The 15,020-nt window shown below is 41.2% G+C and carries 7 protein-coding genes and 1 pseudogene; 5 read left to right on the top strand and 3 right to left on the bottom strand.

Features of this window, described 5'->3' with window-relative positions; translation table 11 throughout:
• The 3 genes and pseudogenes from ACFIK1_RS09870 to ACFIK1_RS09860 form a co-directional block, all read right to left on the bottom strand.
• Positions 1–543: hypothetical protein (locus ACFIK1_RS09870; RefSeq protein WP_375662691.1), on the bottom strand; the 543-nt coding region annotated here is incomplete at its 3' end.
• An 81-nt stretch (positions 544–624) separates the two neighbouring features.
• Positions 625–1,608 carry a hypothetical protein gene (locus tag ACFIK1_RS09865; protein WP_375662690.1) on the bottom strand — a complete coding sequence of 328 codons (984 nt, stop codon included), beginning with the start codon at positions 1,606–1,608 and terminating at the stop codon, positions 625–627.
• A gap of 1,736 nt (positions 1,609–3,344) precedes the next feature.
• A pseudogene (locus ACFIK1_RS09860) lies at positions 3,345–3,964 on the bottom strand (type ISP restriction/modification enzyme); the annotation flags it as partial.
• A 257-nt stretch (positions 3,965–4,221) separates the two neighbouring features.
• Here ACFIK1_RS09860 and ACFIK1_RS09855 point away from each other — a divergent pair.
• The 5 genes from ACFIK1_RS09855 (at position 4,222) to ACFIK1_RS09835 (ending at position 14,888) form a co-directional block, all read left to right on the top strand.
• A complete protein-coding gene (locus tag ACFIK1_RS09855; RefSeq protein ID WP_375662689.1) occupies positions 4,222–4,401 on the top strand; it encodes a hypothetical protein in 180 nt (59 codons plus the stop codon).
• Entirely contained in the window at positions 4,394–6,154 is a 1,761-nt protein-coding gene (locus tag ACFIK1_RS09850) for a ShlB/FhaC/HecB family hemolysin secretion/activation protein (RefSeq protein WP_375662688.1), read from the top strand. Before ACFIK1_RS09855 ends, ACFIK1_RS09850 begins: the two co-directional genes overlap by 8 nt.
• Positions 6,155–6,243: 89 nt before the next feature.
• On the top strand, positions 6,244–13,638 hold the full coding sequence (locus ACFIK1_RS09845; protein ID WP_375662687.1) for an HNH/ENDO VII family nuclease: 7,395 nt from the start codon (positions 6,244–6,246) through the stop codon (positions 13,636–13,638).
• Positions 13,639–13,693: 55 nt separating this feature from the next.
• Complete coding sequence (locus tag ACFIK1_RS09840) at positions 13,694–14,266, top strand: SMI1/KNR4 family protein (RefSeq protein ID WP_375662686.1); 573 nt, start codon at positions 13,694–13,696, stop codon at positions 14,264–14,266.
• 52 nt (positions 14,267–14,318) lie between these two features.
• Entirely contained in the window at positions 14,319–14,888 is a 570-nt protein-coding gene (locus ACFIK1_RS09835) for an SMI1/KNR4 family protein (RefSeq protein WP_375662685.1), read from the top strand.
• Positions 14,889–15,020 lie beyond the last annotated feature (132 nt).

Raw genomic sequence — 15,020 nt, 5'->3', positions numbered from 1 at the left:
TCTAATGGTGTGATAACCAGTCACTTTTGCATTCCCATAAACAGAACCATAGACCTTAACATACCCACCCACGCTAGCATTCCCATAAACCTTGCCATAAATTTTAGCAGCGCCACTAACAACAGCATGATCATAAACTACCGCCTTGCCATGAATACGTGCACTTCCTGATAATTTTGCATTGCCATAAACCCGCGCCTGATGATAAACCCAAGCATTATAAGAAAGATGCGCATTGTCATAAACATGAGCATTTGCATAAACGCGGGCACAATCACATACATGAGCATTGCCATAAACAAAGCCCATTATAATAGCCTTATTAAAAACCTTGGCATTTTCATAAATATGGGCAGGATTTAAAACAAGAGCATTATCATAGACCCAGCAATTGCCATCATGCGAGAGGTTGTTTTCACTTTCAATAAAGCCCCCTAAATCACCAGCCTTGACATCATCAAAATCTATTAAAGCCCGAATGCGATAAAGAGTTTGATTATTAAATACACGTGTCTCATTTGTGAGTGCAAACTTTTTTTGCATAGCACAATTCCTTTATAAATAGATTTGAATTTTAGAATGAAATGTTTAAAGAGGGGCGCCCCCGCCGCGCCCGCGCGTCATTTACACAGTTGTAAAAACAATATCACCAGTGATAACGGGTTCTTTATAATTGCCACCAATTTTGGTATCACCACCAATCTCAGTATAGCCAATTACCTTGGCATTGCCATAGACATGAGCATCACCATGGACCTTGCCATAAATTTTTGCATTGTCATAAATGCGAGCATCATCATAAACCTCGGCATTATCAGAAATTAAAGCATTATTGGAAACCCAAGCGCCACCATAAACCTTGCCATAAACCTTGGCATTGTCATAAACGCAGCCCCTATCATAAACATGGGCATAACCAGTCACTATAGCATTCCCATAAACCTTGGCTTCTCTATTGACCATAGCAGCGCCACAAACATGGGCATTATCGCAAACCCTAGCATTATCAAAAACTATAGCATTTTCATAAACATGGGCATTATCATAAACCTGAGAGGTTCCTAAAACACGTGCTTTATCATAAACCTCAGCATTGCCATAAATTCGAGTTTTATCAAGAAACTTGCCATAAATAGTGTCATAAATTTTTGCATTTCCATACACTTTAGCATGTCCAAAAATATCACCATAAACCAATGCGTTCTCATATACTTGCGCATTGCCATAAACCTCAGCTCTAATATGCACGCTAGCATTGCCATAGACCCTTGCATTTTCATAAATTTTTGCAGATCCAGTAATTTTTGCATTATCCGAAACATGGGCATTATCGTAAATACGAGCATCACCATAAACCATGGCATTGCCACCGACCCAACAATCACCATTATGAGCTAAATTTGCAACCTTATGTATAAAACCGCCTAAATCACCAGCTTTTATATTAGCAAAATCCCTTAAAGCCCGAATGCGATAAAGAGTATAATCACCAACCTCTATTGTCTCACCTGTAAATTCGTATTTTTTTGCAGGCTCTTGTTGATTAGCAAGCGCGGTTTCATTTGAAATATTAGAGAGAAGGGGGGTGTTTTTTGATATATTTGTCATAATTAAAACCTTGTCGTAATTAAATTTTCTATTAACAGCCTATAGAGGGCATCGGGTGCTAGAAAACACGGCGACAAGTCCGCTGCTTACACTTTTCTCATAAAGAGTATTGTATGGTGTAAACACACCCGACAAAATCCTCATATACTAACAAAAGTATAAAAGATAGCCAATTTTTAAAAGCGTTGGAAAGATTGTTTCGTAATCTATCCGCTTGTCGTTTCAAAGTGTTTTCTAATCACTTGAATATTCATATAATAAAATACGTATTTATTGTCAAACAATATTTTATCTTTTTTGATATTTTTTTGTATTTTTTTAAATACGTTGTGTATTGATAATATCTTATGCCTATTAGTTGCTTCTTTTATATTTATATGCTTTTAAAGCTATATTATTGGCTTTCTTAAAAGATTGCGTTATTTTCTGAATCTATACATTTATAATATTTAGAAACGCTCTCATGATGCGTATTTTAAACTTTATAACCTATCAATTTTGTCACTAAATGAATTTTAAATTTTTTGTGAATTTTGTTTATAACATATTTGCAACTTAACAGCTTTTTATAGAGATGGTCTTTATAACCAATGCATTCATTTGCATTATGATTATAAAACCTTGCTGTTTTTATGCATTCTCTATAGCTGTTATATGCTTTATAGCCACCGCATCATTTTTCATTTTCATAAGAGAAACGATAAATAGGATAATTACGATTTATAGACTGTTATGAAAACATCTCAATAGAAACTGATAATTATAGAGATGAGCAAAATCTCTTTTAATAGACCGTGTCAGTGTTGTCAGTTCCTTTTAAGAGCCTCTATTATTTTTTTTATGAGTAAAAATTAAAAACATTATATTTCAATAGTTTAATATCTTTAAAACATAACCCATATCAAGAGTACAATCTTAAAAGATAACCAATGATGTGAATTGATTAAAACCTGTCAGTTATGTGTCAGTAAATTGAACTGACAAAAGTGATCATTTGAGTGAGTCATTAAAACGTGTCTTATGAAAAGCATAGGAAAGTAAAAACTGATTACGTTATCAAAATCCCTTTTATGAATTTTAATCAGTTCTTTTGAATAGATAACCTTATGATTTAGAGAATGATTACAACGTGCTTTATAAAAATCATGTGATCCTTTAAAGCTTTTCAAAAGATATCTTGTAACTCATAAGAGATGCTATCAAGATCTTTATAGTTATGAGTTTTGACGGGGTTTTGAGTTTTGACGGTTGCCTCTTTTAGATAAAAAAACGATAAAAAGTAAAAACGTTATTTTTCAATGTGTTAATATTTTACAGATCTTAAAAAACAACCTCTATTGATAACACAACCTATAAATTCAACTAATAATATACGTTTTGAAGGGGTTTTGACGGTTTTTATACCTTCAAAACCTATAAGTAAAATGAATATACATAACTCTCTTTAAACAAAGCTTTTGAAAACAATAAAGCACTCATTTTAGATTACGGTATAATCTTTTAAAGGCAATGTAAAAAAATTTAATTCATTTTAAGAGTGGGTTTCTTAAAAGTCTTAAAGCAATCCAAATAAGAGTATTTAAAAGTGCAAATGATTTCTTTTTAGAATAACGCATATAAACACTCTTTTTAAAGATTGTATGTAATCAACTTAACAAGAGAGGTATAGATTATGGTTATAAGCTCTATACCCCTTGTAAGGTTATCACTCTCATTATGTGAGCATGCTTTATAAGTTATTCGGTTTCTCTTATTTCTAATTTTGGTAGGTTCTTAACAATTTTCATTGTTTCTAAACTTACGGTAATAACCCTCTGCAATAACTCTAGAGGGTAGGCAGGGTTGCCAATGGTTTCAACAGCATAGTGATTAGCATCATTAACAATACCACTCTTTTTATCTGTCTTAACGCATTGACGCCCCATAACCGATTCAAGAGAGATATCTGTCATGATGATATTGCTATTATAAATAACAGTTGATTTATTCTTTTCCTTACTATCCTTAATTTTTGCGAATTTCATTTCAGTTACATAATAGAATTTTTCGGGATTAGAGATTTCTGTCTGTTTTGGATTACCCTTTTTAAAGGTGACAGGATAAGGTTCTACAGTTTCATAGTTTACGTGCAAATGACCGAGTTCACGCCCTGCTGTCACAAATTTCCAAAAATCATCAGCCGTTTTTACGCAAGGGATACGAGGCAATTCTTTGCATAAATTATCAGCATAACGGGTGCGATAATCTTCTGAATGCAAAAAACCGTAAACATAATAAAACAGATCATCTTTAGTGTTTTTTCATTAGGATAAGCGGCTTTTAAATATGCTAATCCTTCATCAGTTATAGCATTACGCATTTTCTTTTTTTCTTATTTTAGTAAATAAGCGATTGTCATACTATTTTTCTTATCAAGCGATAATAATGGAGTGTTTTTTGTTGTCTCTAATATGTAACAGTTCCAATAAATTTGGTCTATTCTATGAATAAGAGTCTTTACTTAAAGCTCAAAATTATATTACATGCAACACCTTAAAATTAAGAAGCATATTAGAGTGTATGATTGTCATTTAACAGTGTCATTGTAAAATCTTCAAAAGCGGGGGAAATGATATGGTTTGCACAACTCATAAAGCAGGTGTATACAGTACAGTCTATGCTTTTTTCTCAGATGTTATAAGTATTATTCTCATCAAAAAATTAAAAAATTGTTACGCGGTTGGCGATTTTTTCTGTGACGCTGACGATATGGTTCATTTTGTTGCTCATTTTGAGGACACAATGAATGCATAGATTTTTTTTCACTTTTGTTTTTGCGGCTATTTTGTGCCTTTTCTCGTTGCCGAGTTTTGCCCAAAACATTCGTGAGAAAGCGATTAATCAATCAGAGAGCATCCAACGACAACAAACACAACAACAGCGTTTTCAACGATTGCACCGTAGAAACGAAACACATGGGATATTTTTGCCAGACGATGATACCACATCTGCCTATGGTGCTTCATCTGGTACAACCTGTTTGCTGATCAAAAGCATTGAATTTGTTGGTGCTCAGTTGATTTCTCATACCGACCTTCATGAAGCCATTTCTCTTTGGGAAGGACGGTGTTTGGGGATTGCCGAAATCAATAAAGTGCTCAAAGCGGTGACCAAGCTTTATATGAAGCGCGGCTATATTGCGGTGCGGGCTTATTTGCCTGAGCAAGATTTAAGCGGCGGTCATCTCAAGATTGTTGTAGTTGAAGGTGTGATGGAAGATATCACTCTGGATGGGCATAAAGTTGAGAGGAGACTTCAAGGAGAAATCACCACAGCTTTTCCAAACCTTATTGGAAAACCGACCAATCTGCGCCAGATAGAGCAAGGGCTTGATCAAATCAATCGGCTTTTCTCACGCCAAGCCACCATTAATCTTGGTGCGGGGAGCAATTCGGGTGGTTCGATACTCGATGTTCATATTGAAAAACAGAAACCTTGGCTTATTACGCTTTCCAGCGATAATCTTGGCGCTAAAGCAACAGGGCTTTATCAAACGCGCTTGAGCTTTTCTTTTGATGATCTGTTGGGGATCAATGATCAATGGTCGTTGAGCTATCAGCGTTCTATGGATGGTAGTCCGTATCATTTTTCTCACAAGCGTCCCAATAGTGATACTCTAACGGGATCCTTTTCTCTTCCCTATGGCACTTGGACAACAGGTTTTGATGGGACGTGGAGCCAATATCATTCGAGTGTTAAGGGAATATTTTCCGATATTATGACTGCGGGTAAGTCTTTATCGCTTACACCGTGGATTTCACGGGTTATCGACCGTGATCAAGAGGGAAAGACCTGGCTTACAGGACGCTTGACATGGAAATATTCTGATAATTTTATTATGGGCAGTCGGGTTGATGTTTCCAGCCGTAAATTGGCTATTGCAACCTTTGAGCTTGATCATTCGCGCAAGTGGCTTGGAGGAGAATTAAGCGCGCATATAGGGTTTCATAAAGGGTTGGCAATTCTTGGCGCTTATGATGATAAAGAGCAAGAGAATACAACAAAAAATTCACCCAAAGGGCAATTTTCCAAATTATCTTTTTCCCTAGGCTACGTGCGTCCTTTTTCGCTCAAACAATATAACTTTCGCTATAACACGCTGTTTTCAGGACAATTATCACCCGACACATTGTTTAGTTCAGAGCAAATATCGCTTGGTGGTAGTTCCTCTGTGCGTGGGGTGCGTGAGGCGATTTATTACGGCAATAATGGGGCGTTTTGGCGCAATGAATTGTCGCTGTTGTTGCCAGGTTTTTCTTCGAGAATGGGGCGTAAATTTATGAGCCAATTTGCCCCTTATATGGCGCTTGATCTGGGGGCTGTAGCCAATGATGTAAACAAAAACAGTTTTGGCGGGAGCCTCGTTGGGGCAACTCTTGGTTTCCATGCAACCGGAGACATTACGGATATTGATGTGTCTTATTCAAATATTTTAACCCAATCGACAGTGCGAGAAAAGGGGAATGCGACAGGGTTATTTCAAGTGCGGGCATTATTAAGATTTTAGAGCAAAGGGGCGGTAAAAATATCGCTGCGCTGTTTATACCCATATGGGTTGTTTTTTTAAGAGATAAAGAATTTTATGAGGAGCTGAAGATGCGGGGATTGAAAAATCAAAAGCATAGATTGGGATATGGATACAAGCTATGGCAGCGCGTTCTTTGTGTTTTGCAGCGAGGGATCCATAAGGGGCTTTCACTTGTTTTAAGTTTTTGCTTAGCTTTTCAGCCTTTGTTATTGCAAGCACAAGCGCTTGGAGCGCGAAGTCCTGTTGCACAAGAGAGCCAAGGGATTAAAGCAGCTGATGGGGTTGGCTCTGTTTTCCGCCCCACGGTGGGGAAAGCCGGCAATGATGTGCCGCTGATTGATATTGTTCGCCCCAATGGACAGGGTCTTTCTCATAACAAATATGACAGTTTCAATGTTGATACCCATGGCGTGATTTTGAACAATTCGACTGAGGAGGTTTCGCGTTCACAGCTTGGGGGATTGGTGCCAGGCAACGGCAATTTGCGTTATAGCGGTGCAGCAAAGGTTATCCTCAATGAAGTGGTGAGTGCCAATCGCTCGCGTCTTGAAGGCGTGAGCGAAGTACATGGGCATATGGCGGATGTTATTATCGCCAACCCCAATGGGATTACCTGTAACGGTTGTGGCTTTATTAATACACCACGGGTGACTTTATCGACTGGACAACCGATTATTGGAGCCGATGGCGCTTTGAGTGGGTTGCGTGTTGAGGGTGGAGATATCACCATAGGTTCTCGTGGGGCTGATGGGAGTGCATTAGATATTTTTGATCTTGTTTCGCGCAAGATCAGTATCGGGGGTCCCATACAGGTCAAAGGAGATTTGGCTGTTATCGCTGGTCACAATCATTTTGATTATCACAAGCGCGAAGCAACTTCTCTTGGTTCTGATGGCAATGAGCCAGAATTGGCGATTGATTCCAGTGAGTTTGGTGGAATGTATGCGGGGCAGATCCGCGTGATTGCCAATGATAAAGGCGCCGGCGTTAAGATGCGCGGAGACATGGTTGCCAATGCAGGCGCCATGAGATTGACAAGTGATGGCAAGCTGGTGATTGCCAAAGCACGCGCCAAAGGAGCAGTAAAAGCGCGTTCCCACCACGATAGTGTGCATGTGAAAGATCTTCTTTTTTCAGAAGAAGCAGTTGAGCTGAAGGCTTTGAAACATGTTGAACTGGCTGAGCAAGCTCGCGTTGCAGCGAGCGGTACTGTTGATGTGCACGCCGATCTGATCAAGCTCCAGTCTCATGCTCTTCTAGCAAGCGGTATTGGGAGTGATGGTCAACAGTCAGCGACGGGTTCTTTGCATTTACAGGCAGCAAAGCTTGAGGCGGGGAATGGGCGGATAGCCGCCGGTGATCTCTTAGAGATCCAAGCAGCAACAATTGATCTGAGCCGCATGCAAGACAATGATCAAACAGGGGTTTCTTCCCTTGGCGATCTGACCATTAAAACCAATCAAATCACCGCTTTAAACAACCATATTGGTGCCAAGGGGAATATTGTCTTGAGCGCCGATGATGCGCTCACTGTAGGCGCTGGACATTATAGCGCCGGCGGCTCTCTTTTGGTGGAAGCAGCAGAGCTTACATCACGCGCGCGCTTAGTGGCAGAGCAAAAAGTTGACCTTTATGCGCATCACGGTGCCCTGATCCAAGAAGGCACTGTCTGGTCCAATGGGAAGATAACGCTGGATGCCCATGGTGCCCTCAATCATACGGGTGATATTGTCAGTATGCAGCAGGTTGCCTTGACAGCGGGGGGCATGTTCACAACCTCTCAAGAGAGCACGATTTTAAGTTATGATGTGGTTTTAAGTGCTGATGCTTTAACCCAAGCAGGGACTGTGGAAGCCCAAGAGGGAGCATTAACCCTTCAAGTGCGTGATGGGGTTATCAATAACGGCACAATGCGCGGTGAGAGTGTCGATGCTCATATTGGTGCATTTACCAATCAAGGGACGTTTATTGCAACCGATGATTTGCATTTGATGGTAAGCACACAAGAAGGCGCCGATCCGCAACAAGCCTTTCTGAAGAATACATCCGAAGGTGTCCTTCAAAGTGGTGGTGTTTTTGTTGTGACCGCAGGGCAATTAGACAATGCCGGTGCGCTTGGCTCTAGTGGTGAGAATGTTGCCCTCAATGTGGCAGGAAATGTCAGCAATAGTGGGCTGATTTACGCCAAAAAATCTATGGACGTATTCAGTGATGGTAATCTGACCAACACACAGGGTAGAATTATTGCAGAAGAGGCTCTCAGCATTGGTGGGCTGAAAGAGACACGTGCTGGTCATATAAACAATGAGGCTGGTCTTCTCAGTGCTTTAGCCGGTGAGATGAAGATTGTTGCAACGTCTTTTGTCAATAAAAGCGCTGAAACGACAAATTCAGACCAACAAAACGCTACACATGATGAAGGTGCGCATGTTTTAGCGCGGGATGGTTTGCGCATTAATGTGGGCAGTTTTGAGAATGTTGATGGTCTCATTTCTACGCAAGGGGCAGTCAATATTGTTGCTGATAGTGTGATCCAAGCAGGGCACATAGAGATTGAGCGTGGTGACCTTCAACTGACCAGCCATGGTGATTTAACCAATAGTGGCACGATAGAAAGCAATGATACCATTGCTTTGCATGCGCAAAACACTCTGAACCAAACGGGGCGCATTGTCTCTAAAAAGCGGATAGAGCTCTCAACCGATGGCATCTTGACGCTGGGTAAGACAAGTGAGGTTGGCGCCTATGATGTAACGCTGAAGGCAAGCACACTCACCCAAACTGGGCTTGTGGAAGCGCAAGGCGGGGTACTTACTCTCAACAGCCATGATGTTTTAAGCAATTCCGGTATTATGGTGGGCGGTGTTGTTGATGCGAAGCTTGGGTCTTTAGCCAATTCAGGTCAGCTTTTAGCCAGTAACAGTTTTACGCTTATAGCAAAAAGTCATGATCCGTCATTGGGGCAAGTTGCTCTGGTTTTAAATGGTGAAGACGGTGTTCTCAAAAGTGGTGGCGCTTTTGTTTTAACCGCAGATGTTTTGGACAATGCCGGCAGTATTGGTTCAAGTGGTGATGGGGTTGCGCTCAATGTGAGCGCTGATCTGAGTAATAGTGGGCTGATTTATGCCAAGAAATCTGCCATTTTCTCCTTGGATGGGGATTTTATTAATAAGTTTGCCGATGTCATTGCTGAAGACAATCTCATCATCCGTGGCTTAAGTGGAGAGCGGGCTGGTCATGTGATCAACAGCTCGGGTCTTTTAGAAGCCGTGTCAGGCGATATGACCTTCGATGTCTCAGCGCTTACCAACATGCGTGAAGGTGGGGTTGAAGTTAGCGATAAAGTGATTTCTCACAGTTACGTGCGAGGAGAATGGAAAGATGTCGAAAATATTGATCATTTACGTATCAAGGAAAATATCGACACCACGATCATTCGTCAGCAGCCTCATTTTACCAATAATGCTGCACAGATTTTAGTAGGACATCATCTGACAATTAATGCTGGTGATATCCGCAATAGCTATAGCTTGATTGCTGCCAATGGCAACATTGAGATGCATGGCGATACGCTGCTCAATGAGGGGCGCGATTTAATCGAAACAACTAAGATTGTAACTGAAACGCGCTACAGACATAAGCAATGTAGTATCACAAATCCAGCATGTATAAACGGTGCAGAGGAATGGGATGGTCCTACTTTTACCCAAACACTCAAACGCACTTATGATGCTGTTTACGGCACGATTGAAGCTGGTGGCACGCTTGATGCCAAGTTGACAGGCTATATTGACAATCATGCGGTGCGTGAGGGGGTTGAGCAAGTTGGCTTAAGCTCTGGCGATAAAGGTTTGGCTGGTGTTAAAAACACCGATTTTGACGGTTCCAAACCACTGATTAGTGATGATCGATTAGATGGGATTATCAATGGTTTGAAAGGGCACAAAGGGCTTTTTGCACCAAGCACAAAAACCCCCGCACCAGAATCCATACAGGTGCCAACGCAAGATGGGCTAAACTCTGTCAAGACAGAATTGGACCAGACCCAATCACCGGATGTGCCGTTTTTAGTTGAGACGCGACAGGACTTTATCAACCCAAGTAAATTTTTGGGATCGGACTATTACTTAAAAAAGATTGGCAATTATAAGCCTGAGAACGTGTTTAAAAGATTAGGGGATGCTTATTTTGAATATCGTCTGGTGGGTGAGCAAATCTTTGAGCTGACAGGTAATCGCACTCTTCTTGATGTTGAAGATCCCAATGCTCAAATGCAAAGGCTCTATGACAATGCTGTGGAGCAGCAAGATCCCTTGGGGTTAGAGCTAGGCAAGCCCTTAACGCCTCAGCAAATTGCTGGGATCAAAAATGATATGATCTGGCTTGAGACCCACCTTGTCGACGGACAAGAGGTCTTGGTACCCCACGTTTATTTGGCACCAAACACTTCTTTAGCACAAGATGTTTATGGGGCAAAAACGCAGCAAGGAAACCTTGCCAGTGCACGTTTGAAAGGCAATGGCGTCACTATAGAGACGGACCGTCTTACCAATAGCGGCACCATATCAAGTAATGGTGCATTGCATGTTTCGACTACGCAAACTTTGTTTAATGATGGTGGTTTTTTGCTTGGCAGCGGTGCTGTAGATCTCAGCAGTGGCGATCTTTTAGCCAATTCTTCCGGTGTTATTCTGGGGGATATCATCACCCTCAATGCGAAGACAATCATTGATGGTACTGCAAAAATCCGTGACACGAATGAATATGGTTTTGTTGATCGCAGTGGGCAGCAGGCTCAAATCATTTCTATACAGGATTTAAACATTCACTCCCTTGGCGATTTAAGCATGACTGGTGGCCAATGGAGCAGTGGCGGTCCGATGACGGTGATTGTCGATGGTTCTGCTACGTTTGGTTCATTAGTGCTAGAGAGTGACCATAAGGAGACATTGGAAAAAGGGCATTATAACGCCCAAAGCAGTGAGCACCGTTTGACAGAAGTCAACAGTGATGGAGATTTGACCATTGTCACAGGTGGTGAACTTAACCTTGGGGGAAAGTTTAAAGCCAAGGGCAATGGGGATTTCACCAGTGGTGGCGCTCTCAACGCGATTTCAGAGCAAGATTTTAACAGTTTTGATTTGGATCTGAGGGGCAAAGAAGGCGACAAATCGAAGCAAAAGAATAAGTTTCGTCAACAATCAACAGAAGTTACTACAAACAAAACCACGATAGAAACAGAGGGCAACCTCTCCATGCATGCGCAAAATGGGGATCTCACGCTTGATGCCATAGGGGCAAAAAGTGGTGGTCAGACGCATTTGGCATCAGATACGGGAAAAATCAAGTTTCTGACCAACAAGGATCAAGATTTTAAGGACGTTTATCAGCGTAATGAAAACCTTGTGTGGTGGAGTGAGAGCGATAAAGGTTACCTTAAGGAGACCATCGAACATGTCACCATAGATGCTAAGGGTGGCATAAAGCTTGATGCGGGTGATGGCTTCGTTGTTGAGTATCAGGCAACCGGTGATTTAGACAAATCTCTTGAGCAATTATCTCGCTCCCCAGGCTTAGCATGGATCAAGCAACTGCGTGATGATCCAGAATTATCCAAGCAAGTGGATTGGCAAGCAGTTCGAGCTGAATTTAAAGACTGGGATTATAAAGCCCAAGGATTGACAGAAGCCGGTGCGGCTCTCGTGGCATTGGCTGTCACGGCGGTTACGGGCGGAGCAGCCTCGGGCGCTGCTAGTGCCATTACCGGTGCTTTAGGGCTTGGCTCGAGCACCGCCATGAATGCGGCGATACAGGCAGGTGTCCAAGCGCTGATTAACAAAAGCGCNCCAAAAACCGCTCCTTTTGTCGATCGTATCGCCAGTGAAGCGGAAAAGAACCTGATCAAAGCCGCCATTGGCACAGGCGTTCAAACGGCTCTTGAGGGTGGCTCTCTTGACAAGAACTTTTTTAACAATCTGCGCATCGCTCTGTCTGATACGGTTGGCAAATCGTTGGCGGAAGAAATCGGTACCGCCAAGGCAGAAGGCAAAATAGATACGGTCACACAGATCGTTGCCCACGCCGGTCTTGGCTGCTTAAAAGGCGCTGTTGCGAGCGGTGCTTGCACAGCCGGTGCTGTGGGGGGTGCTGTGGGCGAAGCCACAGCTATGCTCCAGTTTCAATTGTGGGTGCAAGGCATTGTGAAAGAGGAAATGGGGGACCTAAACGGTCGCACCCCAACTGCGGAAGAGGAAGCGCGTATAAACGCAAAGATTGATGCGCAGTTTGCTGACTTTAGAGACCACACCATTGATGTTGCAAGGGCTGCCGGGGGCGTTGCTGCTGCCCTTGCCGGTGGCGATGTTGATGCCGGCGCTGATGCCGCTGGTAATGCCGCTGAAAATAACTACCTCAGCAGTGCTCAAATAGCCCAGATGAATAAAGAATTAAAGGAGTGTCCTGACCTTTTATGTGAAGCAGAAGTGTCTGCGAAGTGGTCTGCGATTAGTACAGGGCAAGGTATAAGCTTTGGGGCTGGTATAGTAGCTGGTGTACCGGCTGAAATATACGATACGGTTGATGGTTTTTGGCAACTAGCCAAACATCCCGAAGAGACTTTGAAAGCGCTCAAAGATTTTTTCAGCAGTGGTGAGATTTTGGCGACAATTGGTCAGACCCTTGGACAGTCCTATGTAGATCGCATTAATAAAATGAAGGAGGAATATGAGCGAGCCGGTGCTGGTGGATCCTTTAAAGCTGGACTTGAATTTGGAAAATTATTGACTGAAACAGCATCCCTAATGACAGGAGTTGCTGGAGCAGCCAAGGGAGGCATAAAGCTTGGCGAAAAGGCTTGGATTAAATTCATTGCTAGGAAAGATTTTGCCCAATTCGCTTCCAAGAAAAATCTTGCAGAACTTGCAGCTCAAGGAGATCCTGACAAACTTGCGGCGAGGAAAGAACTGACCAAACTTGCTGCTAAAGAAAAAAAGCTTTGGTTAAAAAAGAAACCCACTAAATTTACCGATAGCAAATTTGGACAGACCTACACAGTTTATCGGAGAGACGACCTGTTTGATCCTAACAAAAGGGTTAAATGGACTGAAAAAGGGGAAACGGTATGGGGCACTAATATTGATAGAATGAAAGCAAGAAGAGCACCTATAGGATATGATGGTAAGTCTGTTGAGTTGCATCACCTAAATCAAACCCCTGATGGACCCTTAGCAGAAATGAGCCATGAATTTCATAAAAAATATACTTCTGTTATTCATGCTAATCCAAAAACACATCAATCGCTCATAGATAGAAAAAAGTTTGAGAAGCAGAGAGAGGAATATTGGTATAAACTTGGTAATGGGTATGGAGAACAAGAAAACAGTAGTTTAGGAGGAATAATCAATATGAAATGGGGCATTATAGGTCTAAATTTTGACAGATGGGGACAGAAGCACCGGCAGTAATTCTCTACGGTTGATGAAAAGAGAAACTTATAAAATAATTTATGGAGGATAATTGATGAAAACCTATACCTTAGATGATGTTACAGTATTAGTTGATAAATATGAAGGTGATATTGTTAATTTTGCTAGCAAAGATAAGGAGGTTGATGATCTCGTGATTGAAAAAGCTGAGGAAATTCTTGGTTTGCAATTCACATCTTCCTATAAAGTTTTTTTAAAACATTATAAAGGCGGGGACATTGGTGGTTATGAAATCTATAGGCTTTATAAGGAGTGTGGAGAAGATATTCCTTTTGATGATATTGTTTTCCAAAATTTAAATGATAGGAAACGTGGTTTTGCAACACTAGAACAGCTTATCGTTTGTGATGCTGCTTTTGGTGAAACCTTTTATTTTGATTATACGCAGTTTCGGGATGGTGAATGCCCACTTTATGTCATGCTTCCATCTGAAGATTGCGAATATTACGCCAGTAATTTTTATGAATTCCTTTGCAAAAGAATTAAAGAAAGCGTGGGAGTTGAGATACCTGATGGTGATCAACCAATTGAAAAGACTGAGAACACTCCCACTCCGCAACCTATACCTTTTTACAAGAGCTTTTGGAAAAAACTATGGAAGAGGTGAAGTTGATAGAGGGAATATGGAGCGTTTATCACGCAAGTTTTGAGGATCATCCATGAAAACCTATACCTTAGATGATGTTGCAGTATTAATTGATAAATATAATGATATTATCAATTTTGGTACTGAAAAAAATGCGGTTGATGATCTTGTGATTGAAAAGGCTGAGAGAACTCTTGGTTTACAATTCACCTCGTCCTACAAAAGTTTTTTAAAAAATTATGGAGGAGGAGAAATTGGTGGTGAAGAAATCTTTAGCCTTTATAAGGAGTGTGGAGCAGATATCCCTGGTGGTGATATTGTTTTCCAAAACTTAAATGATAGAAGAGATGGTTTTGCAACATCAGAACAGCTTGTCGTGTGTTACGCTGATTTTGATGAAATTTTTTATTTTGATTATACGCAGTTTCGGGATGGAGAATGTCCAATCTATGTTATGTATCCATTGGATAATTGCGAATATTACGCCAGTAATTTTTATGAATTCCTTTGCAAAAGAATTAAAGTACACGCGGGAGAAGAGATACTTGATGGTGACCAACCGATTGAAAAGATTGAGAACACTCCCACTCCGCAACCTATCCCTTTTTACAAGAGTTTTTGGAAAAAACTATGGAAGAGGTGAAATTGATAGTGAGGAAATATATAGTCTTTCTAGAGAGCCTAAGTATTACATAAGTAATTTTTATGTAAAAGAATTACAGATCATGCTGGGGGAATGATGATGCAAACCAAAGATGTCACAGAGATTTTAAAA

Source organism: Bartonella sp. OC16QHHD (assembly GCF_042194035.1).
GTDB lineage: Bacteria > Pseudomonadota > Alphaproteobacteria > Rhizobiales > Rhizobiaceae > Bartonella.
This window is presented reverse-complemented; position numbering and strand designations above follow the sequence as displayed.

What these genes read in the sequence shown, in the direction of transcription:
- ACFIK1_RS09865 (WP_375662690.1), bottom strand. Translation starts at nt 1,608, where the DNA reads ATGACAAATATATCAAAAAACACCCCCCTTCTCTCTAATATTTCAAAT.
- ACFIK1_RS09850 (WP_375662688.1), top strand. Translation starts at nt 4,394, where the DNA reads ATGCATAGATTTTTTTTCACTTTTGTTTTTGCGGCTATTTTGTGCCTT.
- ACFIK1_RS09855 (WP_375662689.1), top strand. Translation starts at nt 4,222, where the DNA reads ATGGTTTGCACAACTCATAAAGCAGGTGTATACAGTACAGTCTATGCT.
- ACFIK1_RS09840 (WP_375662686.1), top strand. Translation starts at nt 13,694, where the DNA reads ATGAAAACCTATACCTTAGATGATGTTACAGTATTAGTTGATAAATAT.
- ACFIK1_RS09835 (WP_375662685.1), top strand. Translation starts at nt 14,319, where the DNA reads ATGAAAACCTATACCTTAGATGATGTTGCAGTATTAATTGATAAATAT.